The sequence below is a fragment of the Neobacillus sp. NPDC058068 genome (assembly GCF_042885335.1).
Classification (GTDB): Bacteria; Bacillota; Bacilli; order Bacillales; family Cytobacillaceae; genus Neobacillus.
The window spans coordinates 56,463-77,639 of the sequence record NZ_JBHVSI010000024.1; the positions used below are offsets into that span (position 1 = coordinate 56,463).

Below are 21,177 nucleotides of genomic sequence, written 5' to 3' on the forward strand. Positions count from 1 at the left end.
AAGGTTAAAATCTATCTATGATTTTAATATAGTCAATTCTTGGCTGATAGCCAAGTGGAATGTGATGACCCTTTTGTTCGATTTCTTCTTTTGTGATTGATTTTCTTCCCCCATTAGCCATTCTTTCCCAAAAAGTTAACAACTGTTTGGCTTCAAGCAAATAAACCTGCTCGAACCTTGAAAATCGCAGTATAACAAAACAAATGCCTCCTTGATTAAGGACTTCCTCCATATGCTTTATTTGATGCTGATGAAAATTTTTTAATGGAAAAGACGTTGTGTTCTGTGTTTCCTTTGCTTCAAAATCAATATATTTCCCTTTATAGACGCCGTTATAGTCGGTAGTTGAAGCAAGTTTAAAATATGCTTCTTTAATGACTGCTGCACTGCGATTAGGATAATCAACCTGGACGATTTGCACTGGTGTTGGTTTTTTATGAATGACGGCAATTTTTCTATCTCGGTAAAATTCATTCGTTTCATTTAAATCATCCTCAAGTGTCATACCGCGGTTACTATAAGAGCTGTTTTTTCTAGTTCCCCCAGTTCTGGCAGTCACAATTTCATTTGGTGTGTACCTTTTTCCGTTAGGATAGTTAAAGTCCATGTTTTGCACCTCTCAAACTATTCCTATCATATCAAATCTTTGCGGAATTGGCGTGTATAAAAAAACTTTGCAGACACACCCTATTAACAATTGTACCGTGCTTGTCAAAGATAAGCATGATTCAATTTTCATAAAAGGATGAACCCAACTGACTCATAGTCTATTAAAAAACGTAAGGGAAGTTACTATGAATCATCTTACGATACAGGAACAAGCAATCATTCGTCAAATTCAAAGTGAAACGGATAAAAAGAATTTCGATAATATTTCTAGAACCGCCGCATATTTAAGGTATTTTAAAGAGAATCCGGATATAATTTGGTCTTTCCTTGCAAGTATGGTTTCAAGAAATGGGGGCTGGAATATGTGTGACCTCTCAGGTTCAATTTTTCCCCATCTTATCGCAGCTAAAACAAGAAAGCAGCTTTTCCTAACGTATGAGCGAGCTAATTGGCTCATTTTTCATGATGTATTTCCGCAATTACTGGTCTATCAATATTCGACGAAAATAAATCGGCCAATGTTTCATTTACTTCCGTATTTCAATGTATCTTCATTTATTCAAAAAGAATGGCAAAGGTATTGGAAAGGAAACGACAAGAAGAGGCTAACAACGGCTTTAATTATTAATGAGCAAAATGTGATTCAAACACCCGTAATCGACCATCCAGTTTATAAGAAAAAGGTTTTCCGATCGCTGATTTTTTCCTTTCAGGACTGGCTCCATTTCAGCTGTGTCTTATTTCCAACCTGTGGTGGTGAAGTATATGGGGCAAGTGTGAATGGCTTCAAATCTCTTTCGAAGAGAATTAACTTGGGAAAAAGACTTGCCGAGATTCTTTTTCATCCTCGGCTTTTTCCCTATATTTTTGAATTCGCGGAAAAAACACCGCATACCGGCTCCAGATATGATTATGAACAATATTTCAAAATTAAAACCGTCAGGAACACACCGATGCTGCGAACGAGCTTTCCAGTTATTGCTCATCATAAGCATGAATCTGAAGATTGGAGTATGCGAAGAACGGTTTCCCCAGCCTGGCTATATTTCCCTGTAAGGCACCAGCACCCCATCCACCTTACTGACTGGTATTTCGCCAAGTCGAACCAGCTTCAATTACTACTTTCCATTCAAAAAGTTTTACAGTTGAAAAAATGGGAATAAAAAAAGCAAGGATCCCCTTGCTTTTTTATTCCTATTAAGTTGAAGGGCGATCCGGCCCTTCCATTTTTTTATCACCATAGCCAACTCTTTTTTCTGCTTCTGATTGTGTTTGTTTGTTAGTTTGCTTTTTCTTGTTTGACATTATTACACCTCCGATAATAGCTTGTGCGATTTTATTTATTTTCATGCGAATTAAGGATTATGTCGAACTGTCAGCGGATAGAGGCAGTATTGACACTTTCTTTGGCGAATTGCTTCTAGTTTTGTCAAGCAAGAAGGAAGCAGGTTAAAGAAGGAGAATACTACGTAATAAAATAGTGCGAGGAGGTTTTTATTATTGAATAAGTCATTAGCTGACAAAGAAAATCTGCTGATCATGCTGACAGGAATATACGATCAATTGGAAGAATTGGAGTCCGTTCTCGAGGCATCTTTCTCCGAGCAACGAGTTCGTTTGAAAACGGAAGAACAAGGGAAATTAATGAAACCGATTCAAAAAATAGCGTTCGTGGAAAAGACTATAAATAAGATTAATCCAATATATAATGAAGAAAATCCTGATTTCAATCCAAATCAGCTTTCAAAATCATTAAAGCTTGAATTAGGGTATTAATTACGGCAAAATAATGATATTGACTGAAAACAGCAAGGCTAAAAATGCTGTTTTTTTTTTGAGGGGGTAAATAAATGATGTCTGAAGAAATCATTGACATAACAGAAACTCTTCTCCAGCGTAATCGTTTATTTCTTGAATATTATCAGGAAGCAAGGGAAACAGGAATTACTAGGGATTTTCATGTGGTCATTAAACCGTTTGCTGATGAAGTTAAGGCAGTAACTGACCATTGGAAGGGAATAATGAAAAAGTGGTTTGCAGAAAATTCACCTAAACATATTCATATAAAGCAAATTGACATGACAGCAGAGCATATGGAACAGCTTGCCATTCAATGTTTTTTTTCCAACACTAGTAAAAAGAGATTCTTAGATACTAATCGAACCGTAGAATTCCTCCTCCAGGAAATTCTAAAAGAGGTTAGGAAAAGTAAAAGAGATGCCTAGACAGCATCTCTTTTATCTTGTTCAAGTATTCTCGATGAGGGAGTTTTCAATATCGGTTTCAGGTATTACTGCGCCTTGGTTTTCAAGTTCACGAACAAGCTGGCGATATTCATTAATGCTAATTTCGTTTTGAATATAAGCTTTCTTAGCAAAATCCATTAGTGCGTTAACATCATCTGTATTGTAATCCCGACTTTGAATAAATTTGCTTTTTAATTCACGAATATCCATAAAATAGCTCCTCCTTCATCATTTTTTCCATCGTAACACGAAATAATGGAAAAGCTTAGTTTTTAAAATATTTAAACTTTAGACAAGATTCCCCTTAATTAGACACTGAAGAAAGAAGTTTCAAAATAATCACCATTCATTTCTTCCCTTCATAATGTGTAATAGAGAATACAGAGGAGATGTTTGCCCATGTTTGGTAATAGAAGACCAAATAACTACGTAAATTATGGATACTCGGGGCAAATGATGCACCAAGTTCCAATGGGGTACCATGGGAGTCAGCAGCCATTAAATCGCAATCAGCCGCATCCTTATCAAACTCAGCCGCAAAATTATGATTGGATGGCTTACCAACAACAAAATTCCTACTACCCGCAATACCATCACCATGGACAGAACTTTAACCCGGGATTTAACCCCAAAAATATGGTCAACAATAACCAGTCTTACATGCAAAAGGATTCACAATTTTTATTCCACAATCCACTTGCACCAAAGGATGACAAAGCTAATCATCAATCTTACATGCCAATGAATGGGTATCCAATGATGAATCCTTACCCAAAACAAATTAACATGCCAAAACAACCCGGCGGCATGCAATCATTTATGAATTCATTCAAGTCACAGGATGGGAAAGTGGATGTGAATAAAATGGTCAATACCGCAGGGACAATGATGAATGCTGTAACGCAAGTCTCCTCACTTGTCAAAGGATTTGGGGGAATCTTCAAAGTATAAAGGAAAAGACGGCTATCGTTATAGCCGTCTTTTTTGATTAGAATTTATATCAATGAACTTTGAGAATTGTCCAGCTCCAGCGCCCTAGCGGCTAGTGCCCTTCGCTCTCCGCCCTACGATAAGTCAACATCGAATCGCTAACGCTCTTCGTGTTTCCTTTATCTCGGTTGGAGCGCTCCAGGCCATACGCCGCTGACCAGGGCGCTTGCGCTTTTCTTACTATTCCTCAATTTCAATAATTTTGCCTTTTTCTTGCGGGATGCGAATTTGTAATAAACCATCTCGGTAAGAGGCCTTTACCTTTTTATCATTAATCGTATGGGGAAGGGAAATCGTTCTTGATGATTGCTGCCTAAAAAACTTGCTCCGAAAAACTTGATTGTGGTTGTCTTCCTCTGTTTCTAACTCATTATTTTCAACAGATATGGTTAAATAATTCCCGGTAATTTTTAAATGAATTTGTTCTCTTTTAACACCGGGAAGCTCAGCCGTAATAATATGTTCATTCCCAGTTTCTACTGTATTTACAGGAAAACCGGATGCAGCGGGAAATGGTGTATTGAAAAAATCATCAATCGATTGTAAAAATCCACGGACTGGTTTATCCGTGAAGAAATCGTTCATTGATTTCACCAATTCACGAAAAGGTTCAGGCAACGGCTTTTTAGGGTTATTTTTCTCATTTGGAGTCATGGATGACATTAACATTCCCTCTCTTTCCATTATTTCACTCCATATCCTATGCCGATAGAACTAGGTAGGTGCCGTCATATCATTGCAATAACTTTTTGAACGATTTATTACAATTTGTTTCATTGTGACATATATCACATTAATTAGTTGCTAAGATTAGTATGCTTTAGCGGTAATATAAGCGAAGGCGAGGAAACTTTATGTTCTGTTATCAATGTGAACAAACCCCATCAGGTGGATGTACAATCATGGGGGTTTGTGGTAAAAATGAAACAATTGCAAGTTTACAAGACACAATTATTTTTGGCTTAAAAGGGATTGCGGCCTATCGCACACATGCTAATCAGCTAGGGATTACAGACAGCTTTGTTGATGCTACAACACATGAAGCTCTTTATTTGACATTAACGAACTCCAATTTCAATGTTCAAGAACATATCGACATGGCGATGAAAGTAGGGCAGGCAGCTGTCAGGGTAATGGGAATGCTCGACGAGGCCCATACAAAGCGATTAGGTATTCCTGAGCCTATTCGTGTTAGTCAAAATAAAATTGAAGGCAAATGTATCGTCGTTACAGGGCATAATTTGTTTGCCTTAGAGGAATTATTGAAGCAAACTGAAGGTAAAGGAATAAATATTTATACTCATTCTGAAATGCTTCCTGCACATGGCTATCCGGCATTAAAAAAATATTCTCATCTTAAAGGCAATATCGGAAAAGCTTGGTATGATCAACGTCGTCTTTTTGAAAAATTCCCAGGGGCGATTCTAGCAACAACGAATTGCGTAATGCCAATCAAAGGAACGTATGCGGACAGAATGTTTACATACGAGGTGGCAGGGCTTGAAAACGTGGAAAAAATTATCAATGATGATTTTAGCCCGTTAATTGACAGGGCATTAGAGCTTCCTGAAGCGGCAATCGATTCTGCTGAAACATTGTTAACAGGCTTCCATCATGAAACCGTTCTAGGGATTGCACAGGAAGTTATTGAAGCTGTTAAGGCTGGGAAAATAAAACGGTTCTTTGTCATTGCAGGATGTGACGCACCTGGACATGGCGGTGATTACTATCGTGAACTCGCTACATCATTACCGCCAGAAACGGTAATTTTGACAACGTCCTGCGGAAAATTCCGCTTCAATGACGTTGACTACGGTGTAGTTCCGGGAACAGAGATTCCTCGATATATCGACTTAGGCCAGTGCAACAATTCCGGCTCAACTGTGAAAATTGCGATGGCGCTAGCGGATGCATTTGGCTGTGAAGTGAATGAACTTCCAGTTAGTATTGTTTTGTCTTGGTTTGAGCAAAAAGCAGTAGCGATTCTGCTCGGGCTGTTCAGCTTAGGAATCAAGGATATCCGTATTGGGCCAAAACCGCCTGAATTTATCTCGGAAGGAGTAATACAAGTCCTCCAAGAAACATTTAATTTAAAATTGATTGGTACAGCAAAAGAAGATATGGAAGAAATGCTCCAATTATCTGTGAAATAGGTTAAAGAACCGCAGCCTTGTTGCTGCGGTTTTATTTAGATAAGATTGATTTCTTCCATAAGAATCTCAACATCGACAATCATGTTTCCTTCATCATCTACTTCAATTAGTTGTTCCTTTTTCATTTTTGTTAATGTCCGGCTAATGGTTTCCCTTGTCGTGCCAATCATATTGGCTAGATCCTTGTTGGTAAATTCGGACTTTAGAAGAATGGTCCCATCGTCTTGTTCCCCACCGTGTTTCTGCGCAATCCGGATTAGTAATTTAATAATTTGTTCATAGGTATTATTAAGAATTTGTTCCTCCAGCCGGTTTTGCAAATCGACGATTTTCTCGCCAAGTACCTTAAACACCTTAATACATAGCTCAGGATTTTCTATTAGGATCGTTTCGAATTGGGAAATCGGCACAGCAATCAGCTTGGATGGTTCGAGAACCTCTGCATAGGCAGGATAGTCACCTTTTCTGAAAAAGCCGACATGTGGAAACATCTCACCCTTTTTCATGATGGCGACAATCTGCTCTTTGCCATTGACGTCACTTTTGTAAATTTTGATTTTCCCATCATAAATAAAATAGACGTTTTCAAGCGGGTCGCCTTGGAGGAAAACGTGACTTTGCTTTTTCCAATCCCTTGCGATCGCAATATCGGTAATCTTTGATAATTCAAAATCATTTAATTCGCGAAAAAGAGTGAAATCAGAAAGTACCCTCTTAATTTCTCCTATCCTCATTCTATCACCTTCAAATTATTTTCAGTTACTATCTATTGTAACAAAAAATCTTTCAATAGTTTATTTATAATTGAAAGTATTAAGAGCCGAAAGATGTTTTCTCATGTTCATGGAAAATGATACCGGTCGAATTGGAAGAAAAAATTTTGTATTTTGCTTTTATTGCGAACGTTCATTCGCTAGAATAGAGGTATTGAGGTGAGGACGATGAAGATAAGAAAAAACTTGCCGGACATACTGGCGGAATTAAAAATAAATGATGAATTTAAAGAAAATATCGTTACCTGGCAGACAATAGAAGAGAAAGCGGCACAATTGGTTCCATTGCCTGAAGACTTACATCCGGTTTTAAGAAAAGCGCTTGAGAGCAGGGGAATTGAACAGCTTTATTCCCACCAAAGGTCTGCTTATGAACAGATTATGGATGCTAGAAGTATCGTTGCGGTAACCCCGACGGCTTCTGGTAAAACACTGTGCTATAATCTTCCAGTATTGCAAACGATTCTAGCGAATCCAAATGCAAGAGCCCTTTATATGTTCCCGACAAAAGCATTGGCACAGGATCAGAAGAGTGAAATCAATGAAATTATTCAAGCAGCCGGTGCTGATATTAACAGCTACACCTATGATGGAGATACACCGGCAAATATCCGCCAAAAGGTAAGGAAGGCAGGGCATGTGGTTATTACCAACCCAGATATGCTCCATTCGGCCATTTTGCCGCATCATACGAAATGGGTATCGTTATTTGAAAATCTTAAATTTGTCGTTATTGACGAGCTGCACACGTATCGGGGAGTATTTGGAAGCCATGTAGCTAATGTTATTAGAAGATTGAAACGTATTTGCCGCTATTATGGAAGCAACCCTATTTTTATTTGTACATCGGCGACGATTGCCAATCCATTAGAGCTGGCGCAAAACTTAACAGAAGAGACTATGAGCTTAATTGATAACAACGGTTCCCCGAGCGGGACGAAGCATTTTCTCTTTTATAACCCGCCGATTGTGAATAAGCCGTTAAATATTAGAAGAAGTGCAACCTTAGAAGTACGGAAAATTGCCGGTGAACTATTAAAGAATAAAATTCAAACGATTGTTTTCGCGAGAAGCAGAGTCAGGGTTGAAATTATCTTGACCTACCTACAGGAATTGGTGAAAAATCAGTTGGGTGCTAAATCAATAATGGGTTATCGGGGCGGCTATCTTCCTACAGAAAGAAGGAAAATTGAGAAGGGGCTCCGGTCAGGAGAGATTTACGGGGTTGTCAGCACAAATGCTTTGGAATTAGGCGTTGATATAGGAGCACTACAGGTCTGCATTATGACGGGCTATCCTGGTACGATATCAAGTGCTTGGCAGCAGGCAGGAAGAGCAGGAAGGCGGCATGGGGAGGCCCTTGTCATCATGGTCGCCAGTTCAAGTCCGCTCGATCAGTATATCATCCAGAACCCCGATTACTTTTTTAATAAAAGTCCGGAAACAGCGCGAATTAATCCCGATAATTTAATCATTTTAATAGATCATATGAAATGTGCTGCCTATGAGCTTCCGTTTAAAGCCGGGGAGCAGTTTGGTAAAGTTGAAACAGAGGAATTGCTGGAGTATTTATCAGAAGAAAGAGTCCTTTATCGAAATGGGGATAAATGGTATTGGATGAACGATTCTTTTCCGGCACATAACATTAGTCTGCGATCGGCCTCACAGGAAAATGTGATTATAGTTGATCAATCAGATGTGGCAAATGTAAGAGTCATCGGGGAAATGGACCGCTTTTCTGCGATGACGCTTCTCCATGATGAAGCCATTTATTTACATCAAGGGATACAATTCCAAGTTGAGAAGCTTGATTGGGACGAAAAGAAGGCGTTTGTCAGGGAAGTAGATGTCGACTATTTTACCGATGCCAATCTTGCCGTCCAATTAAAGGTATTAGAGGAGGACAGGCTCCAAACCATGGATGATGCCGAAATCGGATTTGGTGATGTCAGCGTCCGGGCAATGGCAACGATTTTTAAGAAAATCAAATTTGAGACGCATGAAAACATCGGGTCAGGACCGATCCACCTTCCAGAAGAAGAGCTTCACACGAATGCGGCCTGGATTTCTTTAAATATGCCGTTAGCTGATATGGGACATGAACGACTTGAACAAGGACTGGTCGGAGCCGCACATGCGTTAAATCATATTGCACCGTTATTTGTGATGGCCGATCCGCAGGATATTCATGTCATACCGCAAGTAAAGGCTGACCATAATGAGAAGCCAACAATTTTCTTTTATGATCGTTATCCGGGAGGAATTGGCTTAAGTGAAAAAATCCACAGCGGAATGTCAGAAGTATTTGCCGAAACAAAAAAAATGATTGACCGCTGTCCATGTCATTCCGGCTGTCCATCATGTATTGGCGCTGATACGGTAAGCGAAACAGCCAAACAGGATACACTAAAAATTATTCATTCTTTTTTAAAACCGTCTGATTCGGACAAGGAAGTGCAGCAATGTCATTAAAAAGTAAATTGAATCGCTTAAAACCGCACCTATCGGGGGGAAGCCAGTCTGTTAAAGTCGATAACCTGCGTGATCCGGGAAAGATTGATGTACCATTTCACGATCGGTGGGAACAAGAAGGGGTGTTTCCCTATTTCCTCGGCCAAGATTACTGCTTAATCAGGGAAGTCAAATACCCCCTTTCACAGCAGCATGGACATTATTGTTTCCGGGATTTTCTTACCGCGGTAGACATATGGAACAAGCGACCTGTCAATCACCCATTGTCTGCACGAGGGCATCTCCCAGAGGAACTATTCTTCTTTGATACAGAAACGACCGGACTTGGCGGAGGGGTAGGAAATACTATCTTTCTCCTTGGTTATGCCAGCATTTCTGGAGAACAGCTTGTTTTACGACAGCACATCCTGCCACACCCTGGTGCTGAGGTTCCTTTATATCAAAGTTTTTTAGAAAAGGTAAATTATAAAACGCTGGTCACTTATAATGGAAAATCGTTTGACTGGCCGCAAGTCAAAACAAGGCATACACTTGTGAGGGAGCACGTCCCAAAGCTGCCAGCATTTGGCCATTTTGATTTATTCCATGCGGCAAGAAGGCTATGGAAGCATAAATTAGAACGTTTGAAATTAGTTGTTGTAGAAAAAGAAGTTTTAGGAGTAGAGAGAATCGATGATATTCCCGGATTTTTGGCGCCAATGATTTATTTTGATTTTGTTGAAAGTAAAACACCTGAAGGCATGCTTGGAATTCTAAAGCATAATGAAATTGACATTTTATCACTTGTTACGCTATATACCCATCTCACCTTTCAACTGTGTGGAATCGATGCGTTTCAGTCTAGACCTGAATCCTATGAAGTGGGGCGCTGGTTTGCATCGTTAGGAGAAAAGAGTGAGGCGGAACAAGTTTTGGGTAAACTGATTACGGGCAATGATATGACTTCCTTCCAGGCAAAGCTTACCTTGGCCTTCCAGAGCAAAAAAGAACGTGAATGGGAAACTGCACGAAAATTGTTCGAGGATGTTGTCGACTGTGGCGAAAACCGGATGAGTTTGGAAGCTTGTGTAGAGCTTGCAAAAATCCATGAACATAGATTAAAAGATTACCAGCTAGCCATCGGTTACAGTAAAAGAGCCATTTTATTAAAAACGCAATCTAAAAAATCAGTCAAATTATCTAGTCATTTGACTGCGGAACAGCTTCAGGTTAGGCTAAAACGCTTAGAACGGAAATATGCTAAATTTCCTGGGTAAGCGCAAAATTCGCCAAAAAACCCGATAAAATTTTTATTTTCTGCAAATTTCGATTTATTGCCACAAATCTGTAATAATTTCAGGTGAAAAACCAGTGTTTCAATATTGTTTATCAAAGCTAAATCAGGTAAAATGTGAAGTTGGATTGATTAATAAAACGACTAAAAAACTGATGGAGCTGGTAGTATGTACAAAGCAATATTATTCTTGTTTTTTATTGTCGTATGTTTGACTGCCTTTGTTTTTACCAACTTAAAAGATAGCTTTTATTCCATATTATAAGAAAACAAGGTAGGGTGGTATTTTGAAATATTCATCCTGAATAGTGAAAAATAGGTATTTTCATTAGTACAAGAGTAACTCCTTCAACATAGGCTGATAATGTAAACAGAATATTTGAAGGGAGAGTATTAAATGTATCTTGGAACCAATTTTATGCCGCCAGTCATTCATCCGACTAATCAAATTGTCAACCATACGTTCTCAACTACGGTGGTGCCACACATTCATCCAACACATGTTACAACAGTCAATCATCATATGTACCAGCATAAACATTACTGTTGTGAATCAGCTTCATGCTGCGAAGATGTGTGTAGTCAACAAATTAACTGCTGTAACCCATGCGCAGGAGCAATGCCAGGTTTTGGAGCCGGAGGCCCAGGTTTTGGAATGGGAGGCCCAGGCTTCGGACCAGGAGGCCCAGGCTTCGGACCAGGAGGCCCAGGCTTCGCACCAGGACCATTCAGGGGTCCTAGACCTTAAGGTCAAGTAATGTCGATTGCAAGGGCTTTTTAGCCCTTGTTTTTTAACGTTTATATACTATTATGATATGCTGTTTGTGTAAAAATGTTTGTCCAATTAAAAATTTTTTTGTGCAGAGGGGGACGTTTTTGATTAAAGTGCTCGCCATTTCGGGTTATAAACCCTTTGAATTAGGTATATTTAAGAAAGACCATCCTTCTGTCCTCTTTATCAAGGCTGCGATCAAGAAATCTTTAATGCCATTGGTTGAAGAGGGATTAGAATGGGTGCTGATTAGCGGTCAATTAGGTGTGGAATTGTGGGCTGCTGAAGTTATCTTTGATTTACAATTTGATTTTCCTGATATAAAGCTGGCGGTAATTACTCCTTTTCTGGATCAAGAGGCGTCATGGAATGAAATTAACAAGGAATGGTATGAGTCAGTGCTTGCCCAAGCAAATTATATTGATTCAGTTACAAAAAAAGGCTATGAGAAACCGTGGCAATTTCGCTTGAAAAATCAATTTTTTATTGAAAAAAGCGAGGGCCTTCTGCTTCTTTATGATCAGGAAAAGGAAGGAAGCCCGAAATTTTTATATGAATTGGCAGTACAATATCAAAAGGAAAATGCTTATCCGGTTGAGCTTATTACCTTTTACGACTTACAAATGATTGTTGAGGAAGAACAATACAAACAGACTGATTTTTAAGGAATGTTTAAGGATTCCGCTCATATATTAAATTGATTGTAATCTTTGTAACAAAAGAAAATTGACAAAAGAGGTTATTTTTGAAAAAATAATAGGCAATGATTGGCTAAACTTGAGGTGATTTAGATGCTATCCGATAAAGTAAAATTAACAGCTAAGGATATTTTGGAAAAAGAGTTTAAAACAGGTGTACGTGGTTACAAGCAAGAAGATGTTGATAAATTCTTGGATTTAATTATTAAAGATTATGAAACCTTTCATCAGGAGCTTGAGGACCTGCAGCAAGAAAATCTTAGACTGCGTAAACAGCTCGAGGATTCTTCAAAAAGGCAGCCAATGGCACAGCCTGCTGGCACAACGAACTTTGATATTTTAAAGCGGATATCCAATTTAGAAAAACATGTTTTTGGCAATAAACTTTACGATTAACAGATTATGCCGTGTTTTCCTAATAAAAACTATTGAAAAAACAGCATGGAATACATATAATAATAAATGTATTCATTAATTACGTTCGGGTAATCGCTGTAAGAACATTTGCATTCTTGCAGAGGAAAGTCCATGCTCGCACGAGCTGAGATGCTCGTAGTGTTCGTGCCTAGCGAAATCATAAGCTAGGGCAGCTGAGTCAAGACTCAGTTGACGGCCGGGAAAATACCTAAGTCCTTTGGATATGGTATGAATACCTATAAAAGTGCCACAGTGACGGAGCCTTTCCAGAAATGGAAAGGGTGGAACGGGTAAACCCCACGAGCGAGAAACCCAAATAATGGTAGGGGCACTTTCTCTGAGGAATTCAACAAGGAGAAGGACAGGTTCCATTGTGAATCTGTAGATAGATGATTACCACCTAAGTACGAGGCATCACTGCCGTTTGCAGTACTATGGTACAGAACATGGCTTACAGAACGTTATTAATGGGAAAGTATGCTGGATCATAAACGGCTCTCCTAATATGGGGAGCTTTTTTATTGGCTAAAACTGCATCCCTTTGTTTCTTTTTGTCAATAATGAATCTGATAAACCAAGTACATAGGAATCAAAAACATACATACACTTGAAATGGATTAAGGGTGAAAAAATGGGAAACTATCAATTAATTGCTACTGCGGCGATGGGTCTCGAAGCTCTGGTTGCCAAAGAGGTACGGGCGTTAGGATACGACTGTGAAGTGGAAAATGGAAAGATTATTTATTCTGGCGATGAATCTGCGATTGCCCGCAGTAATTTATGGCTGCGAACGGCAGACAGAATAAAGATAAAAGTTGGCGAATTTAAGGCGTATACCTTTGATGAATTGTTTGAGAAGACGAAAGCACTGCCATGGGAAAAATATCTTCCTGAAGATGCAGAATTTCCGGTCATTGGCAAGTCGGTCAAATCAAAACTGTTCAGCGTTTCCGATTGTCAGGCAATCGTCAAAAAAGCAGTGGTTGAACGGATGAAGAAACATTATAAGCGTGACAGCTGGTTTGAGGAAACCGGTGCTCTTTACCGCATTGAAGTTGCTTTGTTAAAAGATGTCGCTACGATAACGATTGATGCCAGCGGCCAGGGCCTGCATAAACGCGGCTACCGCTTAGATCAAGGGGAGGCACCGTTAAAAGAAACGCTGGCAGCTGCACTTGTTTTGTTAACCAATTGGAAGGCGGACCGTCCCTTTATTGATCCTTTCTGCGGCTCCGGCACGATTCCGATTGAGGCGGCCATGATTGGACAAAATATCGCTCCCGGTTTTAATCGAGAATTTGTGTCAGAGGGCTGGAATTGGATTTCTCCGAAAGTATGGGATGATGCCCGGATAGAAGCAGAAGACTTGGCAAAATATGACCAGCCACTAGACATATTAGGTACAGATATTGACCACAGAATGGTGAAAATAGCTCAAGAAAATGCGGTCGAGGCTGGTTTTGCGGACATCCTTCATTTTAAACAAATGCAGGTTAGAGATATTACGACCACCAAGGAATACGGGGTTATTATTGGGAATCCACCATATGGCGAAAGACTTGGAGAGAAAAAGGCTGTTGAGCAAATGTATAAGGAAATGGGCCAGGCCTTCAACAAACTCGATACATGGTCCAAGTATATCCTGACGTCAAATGAAGACTTTGAGCAATTTTACGGAAAGCCGGCAACGAAAAAGAGAAAGCTGTTTAATGGCTTTATCCGGACGGACCTTTACCAATACTGGGGTAAAAAGCCCCCGCGTCAAAATGACATCGAGAAATAGACGGTTTTTATAGGGGGAATATGATGCAGAATCGGATGCCGTTTGAAATTTCAAAGACTGAATCCTTTTATGATAAATTAAGCGAATGGATTGGCGACTTATTTTATGACATTTTGCCAGAAGCCGGTTTCGAACTCAGGGACGAGCAAATTTTCATGGCTTTTCAACTTGAAAAAGCATTTAAAGATAAAAAAGTTATTTTTGCTGAAGCGGGTGTAGGAACAGGGAAAACGATTGTTTATTTACTTTACGCGATTATGTACGCAAGATACACGAATCGTCCTGCCGTCATTGCTTGTGCGGATGAAACATTAATTGAGCAGCTCGTAAAAAAAGAAGGCGATATTGCAAAATTAGAGAAGGTCTTGCAGCTGAATATTGATGTTCGGCTAGCAAAATCGCGTGATCAGTACTTATGTTTAAAAAAGCTGGATCAGGTTAGAAATAATGATTTTTCTGATGAAATCTCTGAAATTTATCAACAGCTCCCTGACTTTGTTCACACAGCAGGATCGATGCAATCGTTTGAAAAATACGGGGATAGGAGAGATTATCCTACTTTGTCAGATGAACGATGGGGGACCGTTAATTGGGATTCTCTTCAGGATTGCTTTTCCTGTGAAAAGCGCCATCGCTGCGGGTTAACCTTACATCGGGATTTTTATCGGCATTCAACCGATTTAATTATCTGTTCCCATGATTTTTATATGGAGCATATTTGGACTAAGGAATCACGAAAGCGCGAAGGTCAGCTGCCGCTATTACCGGAGCATTCTTCAGTTGTTTTTGATGAAGGTCACCTGCTTGAATATGCCGCACAGAAAGCGTTAAGCTACCGCTTTACTGATTATACGTTAGAGACACTGCTTACAAGGTTAATGGAAAATGAAGTGCGGGAGAAAACGTTGTACACAATTGAAGAGGCGCTTTTAGATAACGAAGCATTTTTTGATACGATTTCCCAATTCTCAGCGCTATCGCAAGGCTCTGAAAAACAAGTCATTACCAAACATCCGCTAGTAATGAAAACTTGCCGAAAACTACTTTCAACCCTTCAGACATTGGAGGAGGAGCTCGTGTTTGAAAGTGAATTATATGTTATTAATGAGTATGACCTGAAAATCGTTGAGGAGTATTTGGAACAAATCACTTACTCGTTATCCCTTTTCCTGCAAGAATTAAACGGAATCACTTGGTTTGAAGAGGACAAGGGTGAACGGACGCTTGTGATCATGCCAAAAATGGTCGAAGAAGTGATGCGGGAAGAGGTTTTCTCACAGAAAAAGCCGTTTGTATTTTCATCAGCGACATTGGCCAATCAAAAATCGTTCGACTATATTTCGAGTAGTCTAGGTGTCACGGAATATCTATCCTTCTCAGTCGCATCGCCTTTTGACTACGAAGACAAAATGAAGCTATTCCTGCCAAGGTTTGCAAACAATGATATAGACAAAAGAACAGACTATCTGCTTGAACAAGTACGTCAATCAGAGGGCAGGGCACTCATTTTGTTAAATAATAAAGACGAACTGGCACATGTAAAGGAAAGGCTTTCTAAAGAAGTCCCATACCCGGTCTATTTCGAGGGGGATGAAGAAATCAGCACGCTCGTTTCGAAATTCCAAAATGAAGAGCATGCGGTTCTTTGTTCGATTCACCTTTGGGAAGGCCTTGATATCCCCGGCAGATCGCTTGAAAATGTGATAATTTTTTCGCTGCCATTTCCTCCAAATGACCCGGTTTTTACGGCAAAGAGAGATGGGGCAGATAATCCGTTCTTAGAGGTGGATTTACCCTATATGCTCCTCCGTCTGCGTCAGGGAGTAGGGCGATTGATTCGAAGTGAACAGGATCAAGGAACGGTTCATATTTTATTGGACGAAGATATCGTCCCTGGTGTGTTAGAAAAAATCAAAGAAGTTCTGCCTACCGAGGCAATCTAAAAAAAGAGGAAGCGCCATATATTTAAGGCGTTTCCTCTTTCCTTTTAGCCATAAGTGCAACTTCGCCTCATGAACCGCCTAACAGCTCGCCAATCGGCGGGTTTTCATCTGTTTTGCTCAATTTCTCATAGCATTCAAAGCAATAATTCTCTTTTTCTTTGGTTATGACACCATTAAAGAAGCCATCGAAACAAAAGATTTCTTTATCGCAGCATTTACAAGTTCCAATTAGTTCCTGCATTGGTCATACCCCCTATATATATTTTAAAACAGAAATTTATTTTAGTTGTCTTTTTTTAATTCTCCGCCTTTCTACTTTTCTGAAAAGTATGATAAAATTTGGGTATAAAAGGGGGGAACTTCAATGAATGTCACACAGTTAGAAAAAGAGTTCTTAGAATATGTGAAAAAAATGTCTGCATATAACGAAGCATTAGGATTAATTTATTGGGACTTAAGAACAGGAGCACCTAAGGAAGGGGCGGGGCAAAGGTCCGAAGTGATCGGTATGTTATCATCCGAAGTCTTTAAAATGTCTACTTCTGAAGAAATGGCAGCATACATAGCCAACTTAACAAAACAGGAAATGTCTGAAACGACTAGAAAAATTCTTGAAGAATGCAAAAAAGAATATGATCGAAATAAGAAAATTCCTGGGGAAGAGTACAAGGAGTTTGTTATTCTCCAATCTAAAGCAGAAAATGTTTGGGAGGAAGCAAAGGAAAAAGCGGATTTTGCCTTGTTTAGTCCTTACTTAGAGAAGCTGGTGGCAATGACAAAACAGTTCGTCAGCTATTGGGGGCATGAAGAAAATAAATATGATGTTTTATTAGATATTTACGAACCAGGTATGACGATGGACGTTTTGGATCAAGTTTTTGGTGAACTAAGGGAAAAAATTGTTCCCTTAGTCAAGCAAATTGCAGAATCGGCTCATAAACCTCAAACGGACTTTCTATTTAAAGAATTTCCAAAGGAAAATCAACGCGAATTCAGTTTAAAGATCCTTGAGAAAATGGGCTATAACTTCAATGGAGGAAGACTGGATGAAACGGTTCATCCTTTTGCCATCGGATTAAATCCTGGTGATGTCCGCGTAACAACGAAGTATGATGAAAATGATTTCCGGACAGCCGTTTTCGGTACGATTCATGAAGGCGGCCATGCCTTATACGAACAAAATGTTTCCAAAGACTTGATTGGGACACCGCTTTGCTCGGGAACATCAACGGGGATCCATGAATCACAATCCCTTTTCTATGAAAATATCGTAGGAAGAAGCTTTTCATTTTGGCAAAACAACTATGAACTGTTAAAAACATATGCCAACGGTCAGTTCAATCAAGTGGAAATCGAAGATTTTTACCGGGCGATTAATGAATCCAAGCCATCCTTCATTCGTATTGAGGCAGATGAATTAACCTACCCGCTCCACGTAATAATTCGCTATGAAATTGAAAAAAGGTTATTTAATGATGAAATCGAAGTCAAGGACCTTCCAGAGATTTGGAATAATATGTATGAGGAGTACTTAGGAATTCGTCCTGATAACGACGCACAGGGTGTACTCCAAGATGTCCATTGGGCTGGCGGCAGTTTTGGCTATTTCCCATCGTATGCCTTAGGTTATATGTATGCAGCTCAATTTAAGCATAAAATGCTTGAGGAGCTCCCAAATTTTGATCAATTATTAGCGGAAGGGGATTTCCTTCCAATCAAGGAATGGCTGACGGAGAAAATCCATCGTTTTGGAAAAATGAAAAAGCCGCTGGAAATATTAAACGATGTTACAGGTGAAGGCTTAAATGCAAAATATTTAATTGATTATCTTTATGAGAAATACGGAAAGGTTTATCAGTTGAATTGAAGAAAACCATTCCCATCGTTCTAATCGCCGTAAGTGCAGCGTTATGGGGAATCATCGCTATTTTTGTTAGAAAATTAACAAGCCTTGGATTTACTCCGATGGAAATAGTTGCTGTCAGAGTAGTGACAGCAGCTGTTTTACTAGCGTTAATTGGAATCGTAAAATACCGAGACCATTTGAAAATAAGCTTTACTGATGTACCGCTATTTATTGGTACAGGGATCTGCAGTATTGTTTTATTTAACTGGTGCTATTTTTCAGCAATTAATCAAATGAATTTATCGATTGCCGTGATATTATTGTATACTGCTCCGGCGTTCGTCACCGTTTTATCCTATTTTTTTCTAAAGGAAAAAATGGATTCGGTCAAACTTATTTCGGTGTCTGGAACCATTCTAGGCTGCGTATTGATTGCCGGGCTTAGTGTGACAGATGCTGCTACAATCAGCGCCGCAGGTCTTCTAACAGGGCTTGGTGCTGGTTTCGGCTACGCACTGTATAGTATTTTTGGTAAATTTGCTTTAAAAAAATATTCGCCATTTACGGTTACACTCTACACGTTTATTGTAGCGGCTATTACCTTACTTCCGATTACAGGGCTGTGGAAGAAGGGGAGTGTGCTTGCCTCAGGAGACGTTCTCCTATATGGAATTGGCCTCGGGTTGTTTCCAACAGTCATTGCATACTTATGTTATACAAAAGGGCTAGAGAAGATAGAAAGCAGTAAAGCAGCTATCATTGCCACGGTCGAACCAGTCATCGCGACGCTATTAAGTGTTTTACTCTATGGCGAGGGTTTTGGGTTGATCCAAGGGATTGGCTCAACAATCATCCTATTATCTGTCTTACTGATTAATCTTCCAAAAGGGTCTTTTGGTAAAATACAAAAAGAAAAGGCTTCAATCGACTTTGATTGAAGCCTTTTCTTTAGCCGATGTGAAAGTATAACTTTCCCATCAGGCATAAGTGCAACTACGCCTCATGAACCGCCTAACGGCTCGCCAATCGGCGAGTTTTCTTTATCAGGTCACCATTTACTCCAAGTCTGGAATCCTTTCGAGCCTGGTGGTGCGTCTTGGATAATATCGATAAATGGTATCGTGTATGCGAAAAGAATGAGAGCTGCCGCAATGCCGAGCCATAATTTCCAGTTTTCAAACACCATTGGTGCTTTTTCTTCAAGGTTTTCAGCTTCAGCAACTGGGAATTCCTCTTCCCCTTTTGGAGCAAAGAACGCTAGATTTACAAAGATGATTAACACGAGAATAATACCAAGGAATAAAATCGTACCGCCAACTGCTTGAGCGATTTGGTAAGGAATCCATTCAGCCGCTTGCTCGGAACCGCCGTAAGTGGAGAAAGCAGAACGTCTTGGTCCTCCCAGAAGTCCTTGGAAATGCATCGCCCCTGACATGAAGGCCATACCAATGAACCAAACCCATGCCTGAATAATCGCTAATTTATTCATTGCTTTTGTTAATTTTCTTCCCGTTAAATGCGGAACCAACCAGTATGAAATCCCAAAGAATGTTAACACAACAGATGTTGCTGCTGTTAAATGGAAGTGACCAGTAACCCAAATCGTGTTATGCACGACTTGGTCCATTTGGTTGGAAGCATTGATAATTCCACCTGCACCGGCAGGAATAAATGCAGCCATCCCAATGAAAGGAACGATAAAGCGAGCATCGCCCCATGGAAGTACCTTAAACCAGCCAAACAAACCTGTTGCGCCCTTGCTGCGTCCGTATCTCTCAAAGGTTGCGAATAAAGAGAACGCCGTCATTAATGATGGGATTATAACCATAAAAGTTAGGATTACCTGGAGGAACTTCCAAGCTGGGTCAATTCCCGGCTCTGTTAATTGGTGGTGGAAACCAACCGGAATCGAGAAGAGCAGGAATAGAATAAACGATAAACGTGCAAGTGAATCTGAGAAAATTTTTCCGCCAATAATTTTAGGAATAATCGCATACCAACACATGTAGGCTGGCAGTAACCAGAAATAAACTAATGGGTGACCAAAATACCAGAACAATGTACGGCTGACTAAAACATTAACTGTAGGAACTAAACCAAGTGACCAAGGCAGCAATTGGAATAAAACAGTAGCGGCTACACCCAATGTTGCGATAATCCACATAACGGTATTTATTACAGCCATAAAGCTTAATAATGGACTAGGTTTTCCTGGATTGTTCCTGCGCCATCTAGCGTATGTCATGATTTGAGCAGCACCGTCAATCCAACTTCCGACAATCACAAAGGTTAAGCCTAAGTAGAAAATCCAATGGGCTTTAAGCGGTGCATAAAAAGTATATAGAACGGATGCTTCTTTAAGTAAGACCATAGTAGCGGCCATTAATGTACCAACTAACATGACCCAGAAGCCAATCCAGCCAGATCGTCGAGCGGCATTCGAATGCCCGCCTGTTGTTCTGCTCACTGCAGCATATTGAAATCCCATAATAAAGAAAGTAGTTAAAACAAGACCCATTAAGACACCATGTACTGTTAAGATTTGATAATAATCAATTCCCCATGGCAGTTCCCATTTGCCTGATCGGACAAGAGTTTGCAGGAGACCCATTAATCCGCCAAGAGCAAGCGCCGAAAAGGCAACAAAAAAGTGTGCCATAGAAAGCTTCGCATCACGAGGATCAACTTTTACTTTTGCAGCTGTAGAAGTAACCATTATTTTACCACCTCAATCTTTGAGTACATTAAATGGTGTCCAGCACCACAGTATTCGTTACAAACAATTAAATATTCGCCTGCTTTGTTAAATGTTGTTGTATATTCACTGATGTATCCAGGCTCAAGCATCATGTTAATATTTGTTCCGGCTACTTCAAAACCGTGAATAACATCCTTTGTTGTAGCAATAACTTTTACCTTTGCCCCTAGAGGGACTTCTACTTGTGCTGGGCTATAAGAGAAAGCAGATGCGACAAAGACTAATTCATATTCCCAAGCTTTGCCATCCACTTTATGTAGGCCTGGTTCATTAAATGGTTTTTCCTGACCGACCGTTTCCGGATTAACCGTTGTTAGACAGCTTGGCGGCTTGTTGCCAAGATAGAAGGCACTAACACCAATGACTGTCAAAAAAATGACCAGGCAGCTAGTCCCGAAAATCAGCCAGATTTTTTCTAATTTATGCATGTGCATATTTGTTCCC

The 21,177-nt window shown here is 39.8% G+C and carries 21 protein-coding genes and 1 other RNA gene; 15 read left to right on the forward strand and 7 right to left on the reverse strand.

Annotated features, from left to right (window positions below):
* Positions 1 to 4: 4 nt before the first annotated feature.
* The gene (gene recU / locus ACFVSW_RS23370) at positions 5 to 607 is read right to left on the reverse strand and encodes a Holliday junction resolvase RecU (RefSeq protein WP_387319013.1); all 603 of its coding nucleotides are present in this window, start codon (positions 605 to 607) and stop codon (positions 5 to 7) included.
* 187 nt (positions 608 to 794) lie between these two features.
* Here recU and ACFVSW_RS23375 point away from each other — a divergent pair, with 187 nt between their 5' ends.
* From ACFVSW_RS23375 to ACFVSW_RS23385, 3 genes are all read left to right on the forward strand, one after another.
* Positions 795 to 1,772 carry a DUF2515 domain-containing protein gene (locus ACFVSW_RS23375; RefSeq protein WP_387319014.1) on the forward strand — a complete coding sequence of 326 codons (978 nt, stop codon included), beginning with the start codon at positions 795 to 797 and terminating at the stop codon, positions 1,770 to 1,772.
* A 337-nt stretch (positions 1,773 to 2,109) separates the two neighbouring features.
* Positions 2,110 to 2,385, forward strand: a complete 276-nt coding sequence (locus tag ACFVSW_RS23380) for a hypothetical protein (RefSeq protein WP_387319015.1) — start codon at positions 2,110 to 2,112, stop codon at positions 2,383 to 2,385.
* 74 nt (positions 2,386 to 2,459) lie between these two features.
* Positions 2,460 to 2,834: a YppE family protein gene (locus tag ACFVSW_RS23385; protein ID WP_387319016.1), complete on the forward strand. Its 375-nt coding sequence runs from the start codon at positions 2,460 to 2,462 to the stop codon at positions 2,832 to 2,834.
* A 21-nt stretch (positions 2,835 to 2,855) separates the two neighbouring features.
* Here ACFVSW_RS23385 and ACFVSW_RS23390 read toward each other — a convergent pair whose 3' ends face one another.
* Positions 2,856 to 3,065, reverse strand: a complete 210-nt coding sequence (locus tag ACFVSW_RS23390) for a YppF family protein (protein ID WP_387319017.1) — start codon at positions 3,063 to 3,065, stop codon at positions 2,856 to 2,858.
* Positions 3,066 to 3,254: 189 nt separating this feature from the next.
* Between ACFVSW_RS23390 and ACFVSW_RS23395 the strand changes: the two genes are divergently transcribed.
* Positions 3,255 to 3,806, forward strand: coding sequence for a YppG family protein (locus ACFVSW_RS23395; protein ID WP_387319018.1), 552 nt, complete (start codon positions 3,255 to 3,257; stop codon positions 3,804 to 3,806).
* A gap of 219 nt (positions 3,807 to 4,025) precedes the next feature.
* Here ACFVSW_RS23395 and ACFVSW_RS23400 read toward each other — a convergent pair whose 3' ends face one another.
* The gene (locus tag ACFVSW_RS23400; RefSeq protein WP_387319019.1) at positions 4,026 to 4,529 is read right to left on the reverse strand and encodes an Hsp20/alpha crystallin family protein; all 504 of its coding nucleotides are present in this window, start codon (positions 4,527 to 4,529) and stop codon (positions 4,026 to 4,028) included.
* A gap of 170 nt (positions 4,530 to 4,699) precedes the next feature.
* Here ACFVSW_RS23400 and hcp point away from each other — a divergent pair, with 170 nt between their 5' ends.
* A complete protein-coding gene (hcp, locus tag ACFVSW_RS23405) occupies positions 4,700 to 5,998 on the forward strand; it encodes a hydroxylamine reductase (protein WP_387319020.1) in 1,299 nt (432 codons plus the stop codon).
* A gap of 35 nt (positions 5,999 to 6,033) precedes the next feature.
* On the opposite strand, the gene ACFVSW_RS23410 is transcribed toward hcp, so the two are convergent.
* The gene (locus tag ACFVSW_RS23410; protein WP_387319021.1) at positions 6,034 to 6,732 is read right to left on the reverse strand and encodes a Crp/Fnr family transcriptional regulator; all 699 of its coding nucleotides are present in this window, start codon (positions 6,730 to 6,732) and stop codon (positions 6,034 to 6,036) included.
* A 207-nt stretch (positions 6,733 to 6,939) separates the two neighbouring features.
* Between ACFVSW_RS23410 and ACFVSW_RS23415 the strand changes: the two genes are divergently transcribed.
* The 8 genes from ACFVSW_RS23415 (at position 6,940) to ACFVSW_RS23450 (ending at position 16,129) form a co-directional block, all read left to right on the forward strand.
* Positions 6,940 to 9,243 carry a DEAD/DEAH box helicase gene (locus ACFVSW_RS23415; RefSeq protein WP_387319022.1) on the forward strand — a complete coding sequence of 768 codons (2,304 nt, stop codon included), beginning with the start codon at positions 6,940 to 6,942 and terminating at the stop codon, positions 9,241 to 9,243.
* Complete coding sequence (locus ACFVSW_RS23420; protein ID WP_387319023.1) at positions 9,234 to 10,499, forward strand: ribonuclease H-like domain-containing protein; 1,266 nt, start codon at positions 9,234 to 9,236, stop codon at positions 10,497 to 10,499. The genes ACFVSW_RS23415 and ACFVSW_RS23420 overlap by 10 nt, the downstream gene beginning before the upstream one ends.
* 414 nt (positions 10,500 to 10,913) lie before the next feature.
* Positions 10,914 to 11,264, forward strand: a complete 351-nt coding sequence (locus tag ACFVSW_RS23425) for a CotD family spore coat protein (RefSeq protein ID WP_387319024.1) — start codon at positions 10,914 to 10,916, stop codon at positions 11,262 to 11,264.
* 131 nt (positions 11,265 to 11,395) lie between these two features.
* Entirely contained in the window at positions 11,396 to 11,953 is a 558-nt protein-coding gene (locus tag ACFVSW_RS23430) for an SLOG family protein (RefSeq protein ID WP_387319044.1), read from the forward strand.
* A 126-nt stretch (positions 11,954 to 12,079) separates the two neighbouring features.
* A complete protein-coding gene (gpsB, locus tag ACFVSW_RS23435; protein WP_387319025.1) occupies positions 12,080 to 12,382 on the forward strand; it encodes a cell division regulator GpsB in 303 nt (100 codons plus the stop codon).
* 81 nt (positions 12,383 to 12,463) lie between these two features.
* Positions 12,464 to 12,862, forward strand: an RNA gene (gene rnpB / locus ACFVSW_RS23440) — RNase P RNA component class B.
* Between the two features lie 172 nt (positions 12,863 to 13,034).
* Positions 13,035 to 14,186, forward strand: coding sequence for a THUMP domain-containing class I SAM-dependent RNA methyltransferase (locus tag ACFVSW_RS23445; protein WP_387319026.1), 1,152 nt, complete (start codon positions 13,035 to 13,037; stop codon positions 14,184 to 14,186).
* A gap of 23 nt (positions 14,187 to 14,209) precedes the next feature.
* Positions 14,210 to 16,129: an ATP-dependent DNA helicase gene (locus ACFVSW_RS23450; protein WP_387319028.1), complete on the forward strand. Its 1,920-nt coding sequence runs from the start codon at positions 14,210 to 14,212 to the stop codon at positions 16,127 to 16,129.
* 67 nt (positions 16,130 to 16,196) lie between these two features.
* Here the strand turns inward: ACFVSW_RS23450 and ACFVSW_RS23455 are convergent, their stop codons facing one another.
* A complete protein-coding gene (locus tag ACFVSW_RS23455; RefSeq protein ID WP_387319029.1) occupies positions 16,197 to 16,370 on the reverse strand; it encodes a hypothetical protein in 174 nt (57 codons plus the stop codon).
* Between the two features lie 123 nt (positions 16,371 to 16,493).
* Between ACFVSW_RS23455 and ACFVSW_RS23460 the strand changes: the two genes are divergently transcribed.
* Positions 16,494 to 17,996, forward strand: coding sequence for a carboxypeptidase M32 (locus tag ACFVSW_RS23460; protein WP_387319030.1), 1,503 nt, complete (start codon positions 16,494 to 16,496; stop codon positions 17,994 to 17,996).
* Positions 17,993 to 18,913 carry a DMT family transporter gene (locus ACFVSW_RS23465; protein ID WP_387319031.1) on the forward strand — a complete coding sequence of 307 codons (921 nt, stop codon included), beginning with the start codon at positions 17,993 to 17,995 and terminating at the stop codon, positions 18,911 to 18,913. Before ACFVSW_RS23460 ends, ACFVSW_RS23465 begins: the two co-directional genes overlap by 4 nt.
* A gap of 110 nt (positions 18,914 to 19,023) precedes the next feature.
* Here ACFVSW_RS23465 and ACFVSW_RS23470 read toward each other — a convergent pair whose 3' ends face one another.
* Complete coding sequence (locus tag ACFVSW_RS23470) at positions 19,024 to 20,691, reverse strand: b(o/a)3-type cytochrome-c oxidase subunit 1 (RefSeq protein ID WP_387319032.1); 1,668 nt, start codon at positions 20,689 to 20,691, stop codon at positions 19,024 to 19,026.
* Positions 20,691 to 21,167: a cytochrome c oxidase subunit II gene (locus tag ACFVSW_RS23475; RefSeq protein ID WP_387319033.1), complete on the reverse strand. Its 477-nt coding sequence runs from the start codon at positions 21,165 to 21,167 to the stop codon at positions 20,691 to 20,693. Before ACFVSW_RS23475 ends, ACFVSW_RS23470 begins: the two co-directional genes overlap by 1 nt.
* Between the last annotated feature and the right edge of the window lie 10 nt (positions 21,168 to 21,177).

Coding starts and splice junctions, on each gene's coding strand:
- ACFVSW_RS23450 (WP_387319028.1), top strand. CDS start 14,210: ATGCAGAATCGGATGCCGTTTGAAATTTCAAAGACTGAATCCTTTTAT.
- ACFVSW_RS23390 (WP_387319017.1), bottom strand. CDS start 3,065: ATGGATATTCGTGAATTAAAAAGCAAATTTATTCAAAGTCGGGATTAC.
- gpsB (WP_387319025.1), top strand. CDS start 12,080: ATGCTATCCGATAAAGTAAAATTAACAGCTAAGGATATTTTGGAAAAA.
- recU (WP_387319013.1), bottom strand. CDS start 607: ATGGACTTTAACTATCCTAACGGAAAAAGGTACACACCAAATGAAATT.
- ACFVSW_RS23420 (WP_387319023.1), top strand. CDS start 9,234: ATGTCATTAAAAAGTAAATTGAATCGCTTAAAACCGCACCTATCGGGG.
- ACFVSW_RS23375 (WP_387319014.1), top strand. CDS start 795: ATGAATCATCTTACGATACAGGAACAAGCAATCATTCGTCAAATTCAA.
- hcp (WP_387319020.1), top strand. CDS start 4,700: ATGTTCTGTTATCAATGTGAACAAACCCCATCAGGTGGATGTACAATC.
- ACFVSW_RS23475 (WP_387319033.1), bottom strand. CDS start 21,167: ATGCACATGCATAAATTAGAAAAAATCTGGCTGATTTTCGGGACTAGC.
- ACFVSW_RS23455 (WP_387319029.1), bottom strand. CDS start 16,370: ATGCAGGAACTAATTGGAACTTGTAAATGCTGCGATAAAGAAATCTTT.
- ACFVSW_RS23470 (WP_387319032.1), bottom strand. CDS start 20,691: ATGGTTACTTCTACAGCTGCAAAAGTAAAAGTTGATCCTCGTGATGCG.
- ACFVSW_RS23410 (WP_387319021.1), bottom strand. CDS start 6,732: ATGAGGATAGGAGAAATTAAGAGGGTACTTTCTGATTTCACTCTTTTT.
- ACFVSW_RS23385 (WP_387319016.1), top strand. CDS start 2,460: ATGATGTCTGAAGAAATCATTGACATAACAGAAACTCTTCTCCAGCGT.
- ACFVSW_RS23445 (WP_387319026.1), top strand. CDS start 13,035: ATGGGAAACTATCAATTAATTGCTACTGCGGCGATGGGTCTCGAAGCT.
- ACFVSW_RS23400 (WP_387319019.1), bottom strand. CDS start 4,529: ATGGAAAGAGAGGGAATGTTAATGTCATCCATGACTCCAAATGAGAAA.
- ACFVSW_RS23415 (WP_387319022.1), top strand. CDS start 6,940: ATGAAGATAAGAAAAAACTTGCCGGACATACTGGCGGAATTAAAAATA.
- ACFVSW_RS23425 (WP_387319024.1), top strand. CDS start 10,914: ATGTATCTTGGAACCAATTTTATGCCGCCAGTCATTCATCCGACTAAT.
- ACFVSW_RS23460 (WP_387319030.1), top strand. CDS start 16,494: ATGAATGTCACACAGTTAGAAAAAGAGTTCTTAGAATATGTGAAAAAA.
- ACFVSW_RS23395 (WP_387319018.1), top strand. CDS start 3,255: ATGTTTGGTAATAGAAGACCAAATAACTACGTAAATTATGGATACTCG.